At 40.3% G+C, this 14,484-nt stretch carries 15 protein-coding genes; 4 read left to right on the top strand and 11 right to left on the bottom strand.

All coding sequences use genetic code 11. The features are described from left to right. Nucleotides 1-9: 9 nt before the first annotated feature. From ACOMA9_RS05525 to ACOMA9_RS05510, 4 genes are all read right to left on the bottom strand, one after another. A complete protein-coding gene (locus ACOMA9_RS05525; protein ID WP_330945145.1) occupies nucleotides 10-690 on the bottom strand; it encodes a DUF4956 domain-containing protein in 681 nt (226 codons plus the stop codon). After that, a complete protein-coding gene (locus tag ACOMA9_RS05520; RefSeq protein WP_421424845.1) occupies nucleotides 671-1,405 on the bottom strand; it encodes a VTC domain-containing protein in 735 nt (244 codons plus the stop codon). Before ACOMA9_RS05520 ends, ACOMA9_RS05525 begins: the two co-directional genes overlap by 20 nt. A 157-nt stretch (nucleotides 1,406-1,562) precedes the next feature. Then, nucleotides 1,563-1,952: a hypothetical protein gene (locus tag ACOMA9_RS05515; protein WP_051437572.1), complete on the bottom strand. Its 390-nt coding sequence runs from the start codon at nucleotides 1,950-1,952 to the stop codon at nucleotides 1,563-1,565. A gap of 94 nt (nucleotides 1,953-2,046) precedes the next feature. Then, on the bottom strand, nucleotides 2,047-2,805 hold the full coding sequence (locus ACOMA9_RS05510) for a DUF6261 family protein (protein WP_421424842.1): 759 nt from the start codon (nucleotides 2,803-2,805) through the stop codon (nucleotides 2,047-2,049). A gap of 47 nt (nucleotides 2,806-2,852) precedes the next feature. Here ACOMA9_RS05510 and ACOMA9_RS05505 point away from each other — a divergent pair, with 47 nt between their 5' ends. The 3 genes from ACOMA9_RS05505 (at nucleotide 2,853) to ACOMA9_RS05495 (ending at nucleotide 5,003) form a co-directional block, all read left to right on the top strand. Further along, nucleotides 2,853-3,056 carry a hypothetical protein gene (locus tag ACOMA9_RS05505; protein WP_024053269.1) on the top strand — a complete coding sequence of 68 codons (204 nt, stop codon included), beginning with the start codon at nucleotides 2,853-2,855 and terminating at the stop codon, nucleotides 3,054-3,056. 274 nt (nucleotides 3,057-3,330) lie between these two features. Further along, entirely contained in the window at nucleotides 3,331-4,212 is an 882-nt protein-coding gene (locus ACOMA9_RS05500; protein WP_421424839.1) for a helix-turn-helix domain-containing protein, read from the top strand. A 17-nt stretch (nucleotides 4,213-4,229) separates the two neighbouring features. Then, the gene (locus ACOMA9_RS05495; protein WP_421424838.1) at nucleotides 4,230-5,003 is read left to right on the top strand and encodes a Cof-type HAD-IIB family hydrolase; all 774 of its coding nucleotides are present in this window, start codon (nucleotides 4,230-4,232) and stop codon (nucleotides 5,001-5,003) included. 39 nt (nucleotides 5,004-5,042) lie between these two features. Here ACOMA9_RS05495 and ACOMA9_RS05490 read toward each other — a convergent pair whose 3' ends face one another. Next, nucleotides 5,043-7,841, bottom strand: coding sequence for a YhgE/Pip family protein (locus tag ACOMA9_RS05490; RefSeq protein WP_421424836.1), 2,799 nt, complete (start codon nucleotides 7,839-7,841; stop codon nucleotides 5,043-5,045). Between the two features lie 173 nt (nucleotides 7,842-8,014). Between ACOMA9_RS05490 and ACOMA9_RS05485 the strand changes: the two genes are divergently transcribed. After that, the gene (locus ACOMA9_RS05485; protein ID WP_049533147.1) at nucleotides 8,015-8,548 is read left to right on the top strand and encodes a TetR/AcrR family transcriptional regulator; all 534 of its coding nucleotides are present in this window, start codon (nucleotides 8,015-8,017) and stop codon (nucleotides 8,546-8,548) included. A 111-nt stretch (nucleotides 8,549-8,659) separates the two neighbouring features. Here ACOMA9_RS05485 and rpsD read toward each other — a convergent pair whose 3' ends face one another. The 6 genes from rpsD to ACOMA9_RS05455 form a co-directional block, all read right to left on the bottom strand. Next, the gene (rpsD, locus tag ACOMA9_RS05480) at nucleotides 8,660-9,271 is read right to left on the bottom strand and encodes a 30S ribosomal protein S4 (RefSeq protein WP_003026749.1); all 612 of its coding nucleotides are present in this window, start codon (nucleotides 9,269-9,271) and stop codon (nucleotides 8,660-8,662) included. A 204-nt stretch (nucleotides 9,272-9,475) separates the two neighbouring features. Continuing rightward, a complete protein-coding gene (locus ACOMA9_RS05475; protein WP_003027867.1) occupies nucleotides 9,476-10,108 on the bottom strand; it encodes an HAD family hydrolase in 633 nt (210 codons plus the stop codon). A gap of 58 nt (nucleotides 10,109-10,166) precedes the next feature. Next, nucleotides 10,167-10,439 (bottom strand): Veg family protein, encoded by a 273-nt coding sequence (locus ACOMA9_RS05470; protein WP_003027868.1) that lies wholly within the window; start codon nucleotides 10,437-10,439, stop codon nucleotides 10,167-10,169. A 3-nt stretch (nucleotides 10,440-10,442) separates the two neighbouring features. Continuing rightward, nucleotides 10,443-11,795 carry a replicative DNA helicase gene (gene dnaB / locus ACOMA9_RS05465; protein WP_003027869.1) on the bottom strand — a complete coding sequence of 451 codons (1,353 nt, stop codon included), beginning with the start codon at nucleotides 11,793-11,795 and terminating at the stop codon, nucleotides 10,443-10,445. A gap of 31 nt (nucleotides 11,796-11,826) precedes the next feature. Next, entirely contained in the window at nucleotides 11,827-12,279 is a 453-nt protein-coding gene (rplI, locus tag ACOMA9_RS05460) for a 50S ribosomal protein L9 (protein ID WP_003027870.1), read from the bottom strand. Further along, nucleotides 12,276-14,252, bottom strand: coding sequence for a DHH family phosphoesterase (locus tag ACOMA9_RS05455; RefSeq protein WP_037582552.1), 1,977 nt, complete (start codon nucleotides 14,250-14,252; stop codon nucleotides 12,276-12,278). Before ACOMA9_RS05455 ends, rplI begins: the two co-directional genes overlap by 4 nt. Nucleotides 14,253-14,484: the final 232 nt, after the last annotated feature.

Below are 14,484 nucleotides of genomic sequence, written 5' to 3'. Positions count from 1 at the left end.
CGGTCCTCCTTATAGTTCATTTTCTTTTGTGACATAACGGCTAATGGCAATCTCTAAATTCCCATTTCGCGTCCGCAGAGCGTCCATTAACTCTTTCTCTGTCATTGTACCATTTAATTGGATAATATACTTAATCTTGAACAGACTTCCCATATCAGACGTTTTGACATTTGCTAGTTCAACATAGTTGGTCGCCTTTTGGAAGATGTCATCAAAGACCGTCTCATAGTCCAAACTTTCTGGAATGACAACAGTCACTTGACGCATGGAATGTTTCATCTGCCCGAAATTCACCGTTTCCAGCAACAACATGACAACCGACATGATGATCGTAAAGACGCTGGCAAAGACAAGATAGCCCATACCGACAGCAATCCCAATCGTCATCGCAAGGAAAATCGCCAGCAATTCCTTAGCACCACCCGGTGCTGAACGAAAGCGAATCAAGCCGAAAGCCCCCATGACCGCAACCCCTGCACCCAGACTGCCATTGACTAGGAAAATGACAATGGCAATCAAAGTCGGCAGCATAACCAAGGTCATCATAAATGACTTGCTGTAAATGGTTTTGTATTGATAGACCTTAGCTAATATCAGCCCCAGCACAAGGGCGATACCAATCGCACCAAACATACTGGCTGGATTGACCGTTGTCCCCGTAAAGACATCACTAAATAGCTGATCGAACATGATTGATTACTCCTTTGTAGTCGGTTGTTTTCTTGTAGGCAACTCCGTATTTTGAGAAAGACTTTGGAAAAAAGTGGTGACGATCCAGAATCTCTGCCAGCCAGAGTGGATACGCCCCCGGCACCTTGATTTCCATGATGACATGGTTGTCAGGAAGAAGGTTCTTGCCGTTTTTTCCTGCCAGTAAGCTCAAATTTTTCGTTCGATAAGCGACATCATAGTCAATGGTAATCCGCACATTTGAATCTTCCAAACCTTTTAAAGAGTAGCGGTTGTAGTAGATATACATCATGGGCTGCACGCCACCGTAACGCTCACAAAGCCATTCGATTTCCTGTTTAATCTGTGAATCCTCAAGTTTAGATTCCCCCGCGAGGTATTGCTCTGCTGTCAATAACTCAGTCGCAATCCGACGTTTATACACAACCTTACGCACTTTTTTCTTGATTTCCAAAAAGACTTGGCTATCCGCTTGAGGACTGGCATCATAGGTGCGCACGCGCAATTTTTCCTTGAAATAAGGCTTCTCCAAAGACTCCCGAATCATCTGATAGGTCGGCGTGTCATAGTAAAGATTGCCAATCGTAGAATAGGCATGCTCATCTTCTACCATATACGCTTCAAACTCCTTTAGCAAATCTGCCAACGTTTCCTTTGAGATGACATACTTGGTTTCTATCCGTTGAAATTTATCTTTAAATGTTTTTTTAGCCATGAGATTGCTCTCCTTTGTCGTTCTTTATCTACGTAGTTTACGGGCAAATCCTTAAAAGAAAGCTAAAGAAAACTTAAAGAAAACAAAACACCCCCATTTTCTGGAGGTGTTTAATAGATGTCTGTAGAATGAAATAGAAAATAGAGGCTGCCGCATCTTATTCCTCGCTCTTCTCTGCTTTTTCTCTTTTGATTAGAAATGAAAGAAGAGCAATAAGTGCCCAAACTAGCAAAATCCAGTACCACACATCATGGCTATTTCTTGGACCAGAAGAGAAGAAGTGTAAAAAATACATTATCAAATACAAAGAAATATCATTATAAAATTCCCAGTTAAAATGATAACTGCCTACTGGATAGGAGCGCTTATGCGAGCGCTCTGGAACAAAGATTTGCAAAAGCAAAAATATTCCCAGCACAGTAAAATAAATCACATTGAACACATCCAATTTCACGTAAGGATCAACCAATCCAAAGAATATCAGCATGCTCAACAGATAAAACCGCCACCGAAACCAAAATTCGTTATTAAAATGAAATTTTATCATTACATCACGCTTTCTAATCTGCTGCTCGTTCCTCTTCTTCACCTTTATCTTACCACTCTGACAGACAAACTTCAAGCAAGATGAAGGAGAAATTTTAGTTGATTTCTGCTACTTTTCCTGCTTCCACTTTAGGCTCTTTCCCCTTGCGGCGAGCAAGGATATCCGCATAATATTTGCGGCTATTATTGAGCACGGAAAGTACGTTCTGGTAAAACTCATCTGATTTGACCTGACTTAAAATTTCGACATAGTCTGCCAATTGTTGGTAAGGCGTCGCTACTTCTTTGCGCAATTGCTTGACATCATAGCTCACTTTTTGCAACTTCTCTTGTGAGCGTGAAGCAAAGAGTTGCTCAAAGGCAGTGTGGCTTTCGGTCAGATTTTCAACGAATTTCCCAAGCGCTAAAGTCCCCACCTGCTCCTTATATGGGGCTGTTTTTAGCTTGTCCAGTAAGCTGACAACGAGGGCTGTTTCTTCCTCGTAATGTTTCTGATGAGCGTCTTTGTATTGGTCAAACAAGCGTTTCAAGCTGGCATAAGCTGACTTTTCCTCTTCCCGCTTGGCTGCCCGATAAGGTTTCAGCGCATCGCGAAGAGCTTGCAAATCAGCGTCGCGCAATTCGTCAGCCGCACTAATCGAAGCTGACTTTTCACTCGCCCGAATCTGACCGAGAGAGGCTTGATAAGCAGGCAAGGCTGCTTTTATCTTCTTGACGAGAGCGGTAATGACATCCTCATTTTTAAAGTCGAGCGCTTCTTTCTCCACATCATCTAAAAAACGAGTGATAAACTGCGTGAATTCCGCATGACGGAGATTACTAATCTTAAGTCCAATGAGCTTTTCTTGCTTCATACATTCCTTCTTTCCTTTTTTACTTGTCACTTAAAGCGACCGTTTCAATGACTTCTCCTTTTTCCGTCAGCGCGGCGGATGACCTCAACTACTTTTTGTTTGCTTCGTCCGCCCGGCAGAAAGTTTCCCTTACTTTTGGTTTACTCCGTCCGCCCGGCGGACGAGATAAACTACTTTTGATTCATGCTGTCCGCCGGGCGGACGAAGTGAACGACAATCAGTTTGCCTTGTCAGCTGCGCGGACGAAGTAAAATTGTCTCGCCTCACCTCATCAGCCAACGAAATCCAGAAAAATCATCTCATTTAGTATAACATGAATGGGAAATTATAGGAAATTTTCTGAAAAAGAGGATTAACCACTTTCAAAACAGTTTGAACACACAGTCCTTAATGGACGGCAGAAGCAGAAAAGGTATTTTTCTTCATCACTTTTTCTCCTTTCATCTATATGATATAATATGATGAAAAGGCATTCACAAAATGCCCACTATTTTCACATTTCATATTTTACACAAGGAGTTGCCTATGCGTTGGGATATTGGCACAGTTTACAAGACGATTCGAAAAGCAAAGGGAATCACCCAGCAAGAGATTTGCGGAGATTGGATTTCTCGCTCCAATCTTTCCAAGTTTGAAAGCAACCAATCCATTCCCAGCTATGAAACCATGGAATTTCTGCTTCACCAGATTGACATGAGCTTTGGGGAATTTGAATATATTTGTGATTATTATCATTCAAATCACAGAATGAAGATTATCTTGGAATTTAAAAATTATTTGTCTGTCGTTGAAACAGAACAATTATTGGATTTAACCAAACAGTGTGAAGACTACTTGAAAGCTCATCATGATATTCCCATTAGCAATATTTTGCGTATGGCAAATATACTAATTGAAATTAGAAAAAATAAAATCAGTAGTCAAGCACAAGTTTTAGCCCAACAGTTATGGACAGATTTAGAAAAACGAGATACTTTTTATGAAAGTGACCTAAATTTACTAAGTGTCATTCTTTATTTCTTCCCACTAGAAACTATTCAAAATATAACGGAAAAAATCTTAACCAGTCTCAACAAGTATAAGCATTACAAAGAAATTCACAGTACACAATTCTCCATTTTAGCCAACCTTTCGACCATCTACCTTTACAACAACCGCCTTGACGATTGCCAGCGTATCACCGAGATGATCTTACCGCTCGCCAAGCAAACAAAACGATACGACAAGCTCGGGTTTGCTCAGGTTCGCCTGGGTATTTGCCAAGGAGACGATGCCCTTGTCCAGAAGGGGCTCCAGTTGCTTGAGCTGACAGAAGAAACGACCTTGCTCGAAAACTTGAAAGAAGAAGTCAAACAGCATCGTACTTCCCATTTCTCTCATGTTTCACGTGGAACTTCAGCACCTTAAAGGAGACAGAGACGCCAATGACTTACAACGGATTTGTATTTTTTGATATTGACGGCACCTTGGTTGATAGCCAAGGACAAGTCCCAGCAGACAACAAAACAGCCATTGCTCAACTACGAGCCAACGGCTTTCTGCCTATTATCTGTACGGGGCGCGGGCGCGGAGAAATGGGGACGGTTCTGGAAGACGCTGGGATTCATTCCGCTATCTTGCTAAATGGCATGGAAATCCTCCATGAAAAGCAATTCCTGTTTGAAGGACGAATTGCACAAAACAGCATTCTCAAGCTCCTGCAACTGGCAAAGGAAAATGAGCATGACCTCGGTTTTTATTCGCAAGGAGAAATGCGTGTGACAGCGCTCAGTCCGACCGTTCAGCGGAATTTCTGCTATTTTCATCAAGACCTGCCCCAAGTCGGTCCGACCATTTATCAAAACCAGCCTTGTCAGATGTTGCTCATTTTTAGTGAGGAGCCTGAAAAAGACACCCAGTATCAGACAGAAATCCCTGAACTGCACTTTTTCCGTAACAGCCCCTACTCGATAGACATCACGCCGCACGGCTGTAACAAAGGCTCTGGGATTCAGCACCTGCTGACTTTGCTGGCAGACGAAGCACCGACTTACGCATTCGGAGACGGGCTCAATGACCTGACCATGTTTGAGACAGTAGATTATCCCATTGCAATGGGCAATAGCCAAACAGCCGTCAAAGAAGCAGCCACTTTCATCACGCGCTCCAATGATGAAAACGGTATTCCGTACGCCCTTGCTCACTTTGGTTTAATTTGAAAAAGAAGCTCCTGTATTCAAGATACAAGAGCTTTTAGATTAGACTAATTCTTTTTTATTTGGATTGTAAACCAAGAAACCAAGACCGACAAAGAGCAGCAGAACAACTGTCATGAAGGCAACTTGTCCACCGACTTGCCCTGTTATCGAAATTGTTTGACGCAAAGCCGAAACAGAGTAACTCATTGGCATCCAAGGATTGACATCTTGGAAAATCTTATCCGTCAATGGCAATGGGTAAGTACCCGCACTAGAGGCGAGTTGCAGCAACAACAAGATCAAGGAAATGAAAGCTCCAAGCTTGGTGTCCCACGTTACCAGAGCCGTCACCACCGCCATGAAGCACATGCTGGTCAAAAGAATGATACCAAGCGTTGCCCATTCGTGGTTTGCGGTTAAGCCAATCATGTGTACCGCACCATATACCAATAAACCTGCCAAGAGAGAAATAACGCCATTGACCTGAATACGTGCTTTCAGCCATTCCATACGTGTCTCAGGTTTCTTACCAGAAGGCAACGTGTTAAAAATGATATTGGTTGAAATCGCTGCTACAAAGAGTGCCACAGAAATCATGTATGGTGCCATACCGATACCATTTTTACCAACATGGTCTTTATCTGTTTTCTTCGTTGTTAATGGATTTGCGAGAGCTTTAGCATTGGCTTTATTGGTTGTCACCATAGATAATTGATTTTTGGCATCTGTCAAACCTGCTGTCAAGGTGTCCGCACCCGACACAAGTGTTCCCAGATTAGACGTGATAGTTGAACTACCGTCTGCTAACTTCGTAGAACCATTTGCAATTTGACCAGCACCGTCAGACAGTTTGCCTGCCCCTGACACGAGCGTAGCAGAATTGTTCACTAATTGACTAGCTCCGTCTGCCAATTTTGCTAAGCCAGCGTCGATTTGACCATTATTAGCCGCCAATTGATTAGCTCCGGAATTGATTTTTGCCATACCAGATGTCAATTGACTATTTTTACCAGCCAAAGTCTTAGAACCTGAACTGATTTTCGCCATGCCAGACGTCAACTGCCCATTCTTACCAGCCAAAGTCTTAGAACCTGAACTGATTTTCGCCATGCCGGATGTTAATTGAATATTCTTACTAGATAAGGTATTAGCTCCTGCTGTTATCTGCGCAACCCCATTGGTGTAGTCGGTTACACCTTTTGCCAATTGACCAGCACCTGTTGCTAAGCTCGTTTGCAATTGGTCAATACCTGCTGCTACTTTATTAGCACCCGCATTTGATTGTTGCAAAGCTGCAAGGATTTTTGCTTGGGATTGTTGTGAGCTCGTTTGAAGCTCTGAAAGCGCACCTTTTGCTTGTCCGATGACAGCTGCGCTTTGTTGATTAGAAGATTGCTCTGGCAAGTTCGTCACTTGCGTCTTAAGCGCTTGAATATTTGTCAATAGACTTGCCGCAGTCGTAGCAGTTTGACTTGGAGTTTGCGAAATCGCAGCATTGATTTCTGCCTGCTCACTAGCACTTAACTTTTGATAAGCAGCTGTAGCAGCCACGTTAGTTGCAATCGTAGTCTTGTCTGTTGTCGCACTATTGGCAAGCGTGTTCGCAGCCGTTTCCATATCGCTTAAAGCAGTTGTCATGCTTGCTTTGGCAGCTGACAAGTCTGATCCAGTTGAAAGAGCGGTTTGCACAGCAGTTAAACCTGCTTGCAAATCCTGTAGCTTTTGAACTTGTTCAGCAGTCATGCCAGATTGTTGAACAGTCGTCATTAACGTGTTCAGACCCGTAGCTAATTGATGCGCACCGCTTGATAATTTTTGAATTTCTTCATTAGAAGCACTCAATTGATTAACACCAGCCAATAAGTTTTGCGATTGACTGTTTAATTGATTTGCGCCACCTGCAAGATTGGCCACACCATTGGTATAGGTAGTTAAGCCATCTGATAATTGCCCTGAGCCGTCAGCCAATTGACCAACAGCATTTGTATAGTCTATCAGACCTTTTGATAATATATCTGACCCAGAAGCTAATTGACCAACAGCATTTGTATAGTCTGTCAGACCTTTTGAAAGCGTATCTGACCCAGAAGCCAATTGACCGACACCTGACGTATAAGCTGAAAGGCGTGTCGATAGCGTACCAATTCCGTCTGACAGCTGACGCACCCCAAGCGTATAGGTCCCCAAACCTGTCGTCAATGTATTAGCGCCGTCTGCAAACGTCATGCTAGAGCTAGATAAAGTATTCAAATTATCTGTCAAGGTTTGACTACCGTCTTTTAATTGTTGACCGCCAGAAGCGAGTTGACCACTACCAGAAGCAGCTGTTGTCATGCCTTTCCTCAAGCTATTCATACTCTTGAAGAGAGATGTCGTGTATGTATTTGTCACATTGTTAGCGACAGTTTGTTGAAGCCGCGTCATAGCTGAGTCACTCATCTTGCTGGCAATAAAGCTGTGTCCGCTAGATGTTTGATAATCAATCTGCATCTTTTGCGGCTTATTATCCAGAATACTAGCAGCCTTTTGAGACAAATCACTTGGAAGCGTGATTATCATATAATAATCACCTTTCTCCAAGCCCTTCTTAGCCTTTCCTTCAGATACAAAATGAAAGTCCAAAGCATCATTCTTTTTAAGATTTTTCACCATATCATCGCCAACAGATAAGGTGTTGTTGTTAAATGTTGCATGTTGGTCTTTATTCACAACCGCTACTGGCAATTCTGAAACTTTACCATAAGGATTCCACATGGAGCTCAAAAAGATTACATTATAAAGAGCAGGAATCAAGGAAACACCAATCATGACAATCACAAAAATTGGTTTTTTGAAAATTGCTTTCCATTCTTTGAACATTTTTTCTCCTCTATCTTAGACACTCTGTATAAAAATTTTAATTTTTGAAATATTTTTATACACATTGTCTAAATATTTGATATAATAGATTATACAGTTTCTGAAATTTTTCACAAGAGAAAAATTTCATTTTTAGACACGTTGTATAAAATTGTTCAAAAGAGGAAGGTAAAATGGTAGAAAGTAACAAACGTCAAAAAACAAAAATGATTATTGAAAACGCTATGGTAGAGCTACTGGAACACGAATCATTCGATCAGATTAGCACTGTCAAATTGACAAAAACGGCTGGTATCAGTCGCAGCAGTTTTTATACACACTACAAAGATAAATATGACATGATTGAGCATTATCAGCAAAAACTTTTTCATAAGTTAGAATACATTTTTGATAAGTATGCCCAAGATAAGCGCAGTGCCATTATAGAAGTTTTTGATTTTCTCACACGTGAATCTCTCCTTTCTGCCCTATTGACAGAAAACGGGACCAAAGAAATCCAAACTTTTTTACGCCATAAATTCCAAATTATGCTAGCTGAAGACCTACAAGATCACTTCAATAGCAAATTGCTGAGTCAATTAGAAAAAGAGTACAGTTATGTTTATCTCACAAATGCCTTTTTTGGTGTCTGTCAAATGTGGATTTCCAGAGGAAAAAAAGAAAGCCCCGAACAAATGGCAGATTTCCTTTTAAAAATGCTGTATTAGAATATTTCCTATACCTGCCCTAGTAGCACACACAAGGTCTCTAGGACTTTTTTCGTAATCTTTATAACAAAAAAGAAGCTGGGGAAATCCCAACTTCTGATAATCCATTGATTAAAGTTGTTTGTTGTAGTATTCAACGACAAGTGCTTCGTTGATTTCTGGGTTGATTTCATCGCGTTCTGGAAGGCGAGTCAATGAACCTTCTAATTTCTCAGCATCAAACGATACGAATGCCGGACGTCCAAGAGTTGCTTCAACTGCTTCAAGGATTGCAGGTACTTTAAGTGACTTTTCACGAACTGAAATCACTTGTCCAACAGATACGCGGTAGCTAGGAATATCTACACGTTTTCCGTCAACAAGGATATGACCATGGTTTACGAATTGACGAGCTTGACGACGAGTTGTTGCAAGTCCAAGACGATAAACAACGTTATCCAAACGGCGTTCCAAAAGAAGCATGAAGTTAAAACCAAGGATTCCGCCTTTGATTTTAGTTGCTTGTACGAACAAGTTACGGAATTGTTTTTCACCTACACCATAAGTGAAGCGAAGTTTTTGTTTTTCAGCCAATTGCAAACCGTATTCTGACAATTTACTACGGTTGTTTGGTCCATGTTGACCTGGTACGTAGTTACGACGTGCCAATTCTTTACCTGTACCTGTAAGTGAAAGACCCAAACGACGAGCTTGTTTCCAAGATGGTCCTGTATAACGTGACATAAACATGTCCTCCTGTAAAAATAATAATTTGAGGAAATAGTCACTTAGAAAGCCCTGATTCGTGCAGAACATTTTCGCCTAAACAGCCAAGGCTACTTTTATAGCTAATGTTCTGTTGACGAGCTTCATGCTCTCCTGCTGCTATTTCACACAAAAGCCATTATATCAAAAAAAATCCTATCTGTAAAGACGGATTTTACCAGATTATTTCTTTCTATGAAAATAACCTTTCTTTTTCAACAATTCTTCTATCGCAATTATATTTTGCTGTTCAGATGTTGCTAAAATAGTTTCAAATCCTAGACTTTTAGCGACATCTAAATTAACCTGTAGATCATCTATAAACACACATTGATTAGCTTGTAATGCGTATTGAGCTAGTAACTTTTGATAGATACTTTTATCTGGCTTTGCACACCCTACTTCGTAAGAAAGGATTTTACCAGTCAACACTTTCGTCATCGGTAATAAACCTGCATTTTCAACTGCATAAAATATCTCACTTGTAGTAGACAAAATATAAATGCCATATCCCAGCTGAGCCCATTCAAAAATTTTCTCTTGTAGCTGATGATAAACATCCACTATCTCATACCAATGAGTAAAAATGGCTTCAACAGTAGCAGAGTAAGAACTATCTAGCAATGTTTGAGCTGCCTGAATGGCTACTTCCAAAGTTAATTGTCCAGTATCTGTCTGAGCCCAGAACCCCGAATCAAAAATAGCAGCTTTGACGCACTTCCGGTCCTCTTCATCTTCTACAAAAGTAGCTAAAATCTTAGCGGGATTCCATTCAATTAAAACATTGCCAAAATCAAAAACTAGATTTTTAATCATTTTTCACTCCAGCTACATCACATCAAAGCAGTTTTTCGCCATTAAAACAAATTTATTCTCAATCCAAATAATGAATGAGATTTTTCTCTGTTAAAATATCTGAATAAGTATAAGATTCGACATAAGTATTTTCAATCTCACCCGGTTGACCTCCATTACTTGTATATTCAACGATAAACAAAGAAGGATAAACTTCAATCAAGCGCCCTTGCTTATTTTTTTGACGTTTACGACCATTTTCAAGAGTCATTTCTACCATTTTGCCCTCATGGGCTTTGATTTCTTCTTTAATTTTTCTCATTTTTGCAACATCTGTAAATGCATCACTCATTGTTTATTCCTCTCTCTTGGAAATACTTGAAAACTTATTGTATTCTTTTTGGAAAATCAATTCTACCGTACCACGCGCACCGCTACGGTTCTTTTCGATAATCACTTCAACCTTGTTGTTTGGAAGCCCTTCAGGTTCTTCACCGCCGCGTTCATAGTAGTCATCTCGATATAAAAATGCAACAATATCTGCATCCTGCTCAATAGAACCCGACTCACGAATGTCTGACAAAACAGGCCGTTTGTCCTGACGCTGTTCCACACTCCGTGACAATTGGCTCAGCGCAATGACTGGCACTTTCAACTCTTTTGCCAAAATCTTTAATTGACGAGAGATTTCAGAAACTTCCTGCTGACGATTTTCTCGACCAGTCCCTGTAATCAACTGCAAGTAGTCAATCAAGATCAATCCAAGATTTCCTGTTTCTTGCGCTAATTTTCGAGCACGCGAACGAATTTCTGTAATCCGAATTCCTGGTGTATCGTCAATATAAATACTAGCTTCTGCTAGATTTCCTTGTGCAATTGCATACTTCCTCCATTCCTCCTCCGTCAATTGCCCTGTACGGATTGAATGCGATTCAATTAACCCCTCTGCTGCCAGCATTCGGTCTACTAGGCTTTCTGCCCCCATTTCTAAAGAAAAGATAGCGACTGTTTTATCTAGCTTTGTTCCAATATTTTGAGCAATATTGAGAGCAAAAGCTGTTTTACCAACCGCTGGACGAGCTGCCACGATGATTAACTCTTCTTCATGCAAACCCGTAGTCATGTGATCCAAGTCTTGATAACCTGTCGCAATCCCTGTAATATCAGAAGTTTGCTGAGACCGCGTTTCCAAGCTACCAAAATTAAGATTCAAAATCTCTTTAATATTTTTAAAGCCACTTCGACTAGCATTTTCACTAACATCGATCAGCGCTTTTTCAGCCCCAGCAATGATTTCATCTGCAGGACTAGAGCCATCATAAGCTAGATTGATAGAGTCTGTCAGCCGCGAAATCAACCGGCGCAAAACAGCTTTTTCTGCTACAATCTTAGCATAATATTCAGCATTGGCAGAAGTCGGCACTGAATTGACCACTTCAACCAAGTAAGACAAGCCACCGATATTTTGCAAATCACCCTGACTGTCCAAAATATTACGAACAGTTGTCGCATCAATGGCATCACCTCGATCTGCCAAGTCAACCATCGCTTTAAAAATTAACCGATTAGCATATTTAAAGAAGTCAGTTGGCTCGATATATTCACGAACAAACACTAGCTTACTTTCATCAATAAAAATCGCACCTAAAACAGATTGCTCTGCTAAAATATCCTGCGGTTGTGCTCGCAATTCATCAATATCTGCCATAAGACCTCCTCTCTCAAAAAATATTCTTCAATTAACCTTCTTTTACACGTAAGTTAATCACACTCGTCACATCTTGATAAATTTTCACTGGCACATCAATCAAACCAACAGAACGAATAGGACTCTTGACTTGAATCAATCGTTTATCAATCTTAATTCCAAATTGCTTCTGCAACTCTTCAGCAATTTTTTTACTGGTAATAGAACCAAAAGTCCGTCCATCTGGTCCCACTTTTTCAGTAAATTCGACAATTGTACTTTCTGCTTCCAACTTTTCCTTAATGGCTTGCGCTTCAGCTAGCATTTCAGCGTGTGCTTTTTCTTCTGATTTTTGTTTTCCGCGAAGCTCGCCGATAGCTGCTGCAGTCGCCTCTTTTGCAAGATTTTTCTTAATCAAAAAGTTCTGTGCATAACCAGTTGGCACCTCTTTAATCTCGCCCCTTTTTCCTTTTCCTTTAACATCTGCTAAAAAAATTACTTTCATTTCTTTAACTCCTTATCTTTTAGTACTTCACGAACAATAATTTCATTCAGGCTATGAACCACCTGAGCAATTGTCTGGTTAGGAATTTGCGCTGCCGCCAAATTAAAATGACCGCCGCCGCCCAGTTCTTCCATGATACGTTGGACATTGATTTTACTACGACTACGAGCAGATATCGATATACTATTTTGTTTGTTTTTGCTGACAACAAAACTAGCTTCAATCCCTGACATAGCTAGCATAGCATCTGCAGCTTTACTAATAACAACTGTATCATAGCATTTTTCTTCTGCTCCAGTGGCTACAAGTACATTTGGCAAGATTTTCTTACCATTTAAAATTAGCTCATTCACTTCACGGTACTCATCAAAGTCTGTGGCAGAAATATCTTGAATGGCTACGCTATCACTTCCGCGCGTGCGCAAATAGCTCGCTACATCAAACGTCCGACTCGTTACACGAGAAGAAAACTTCTTCGTATCCAGCATAATCCCAGCCATCAACACACTAGCCTGCATTTTACTCAAGCGTCTTGTCTTAGAATTTTGAAATTGAATCAACTCTGTTACCAATTCACAGGCACTGCTTGCTCCACTTTCGATATAAGTGATAACAGCATTTTCCGGAAAATCTTGATCTCTTCTGTGGTGATCAATGACAATAATTTGGTTAAACAAATCATAAAACTCTTTTGATAAGGTCAGAGCTGTTTTTGAATGATCCACCATAATCAACAGAGAACGATTGGTCACCATTGTCATCGCATCAGCGACCGAAAGAAGGTTGGTCTCCCCTTCATCCTGCAGCCTGCGAACTGCTCGCTCAATATCCGCAGCCATTTGATGAGGATCATAAACAGCATAGGTCTGATCAATAATATTACTAGCAAATACTTGCATTCCCACAGCAGAACCAAGCGCATCCATATCCAAATTTTTGTGTCCAACTACAAAAACTTGGTCCACACTTTTAATCTTATCCGAAATAGCAGTCATCATAGCTCGCGTGCGAGTACGTGTCCGTTTCACCGATGCAGCTGAGCCACCACCAAAGTAAACAGGATTCTTTGACTCATCATTTTCTTTGACAACAGCCTGATCACCACCACGAACTTCAGCAAGATTCAAGTTTAAGAGAGCCACTTTACCAATCTGCTCATGATTACTATCACCATAAGAGAAGCCCATACTCAATGTGAGAGGAATTTCCCGCTTTTTAGCTTCTTCCCTAAACTGATCAATAACTGCAAACTTATTTTGCATTAACCGATCTAGCACCGTGTAATCCGTAAAAATATAGAAACGATCCATTCCCACACGACGAGAAAACATGGCATATTTTTCTGCAAATTCAGAGACAAAATTTGCGATAAAGCTATTAATGTGGCTAATATCTGAATCTGAGACAACATCCTCTAAATCATCATAATTATCGACTGAAATAATACCAATAACTGGCCTTGTCGTTACTAATTCTGAAGTAGCCTCATACTCACTAGAAGCATCAAAAAAGTAAAACACACTTGAAGCATGATCTAAGTAGACCGAATATTTTGTATCCCCAATTGTTGCATACGATCCAGCACCCTCAGATGGTGTTTTGGTAATTTTTTGCAACAAGTCCACATCAAATTCACCGTCTTCATTGGTAAGAATCAACTCTGCGTAAGGATTAAACCATTCTACATTTCCAGATGTTTGATCAACTTTTACAACACCAACCGGCATTCTTTCAAGCAATGATGCCAAACTATTTTCTGCTTGATCATTCACATACTGGATTTGTTCCACTTCATCAATTTCATAACTTTTTTGTTGGTAAATCAATAGAAAAATCAAAAGAGCAAGCACCAAAAAAAGCGCAGACAACATCAGAATGCTGCTACCAAAAACTCGTAATAAAATAGCTAAAATTCCAAAGGAAATAACGCCCATGATTACAAAATGAATTGGAGTAAAACGAAATTTTTTCATCACAAACCTCTTAACCGCCATTTTACCACAAAAGCTCTAAAAAAGCGAGTTTTCCCTTATTAAAACAAGCCAAATAATACCGTCAAACATTAGAAAAAATTAAATCTTCCTGCATCCCTTTGATTACTTTACAGAACAGAATACCTGATTTTCCCATTAAATTAGCTTTATTTCTCTGGTAGTTTACAGCTTTGTCAAGTATTATTGACGAAAAAACACTTGCTCAGAAATG

The organism is Streptococcus atopicus, from assembly GCF_049166725.1.
Lineage (GTDB): Bacteria > Bacillota > Bacilli > Lactobacillales > Streptococcaceae > Streptococcus > Streptococcus hominis.
Note: the sequence above shows the minus strand (reverse complement) of the source record. Positions and strands in the feature narration are given on the sequence as shown.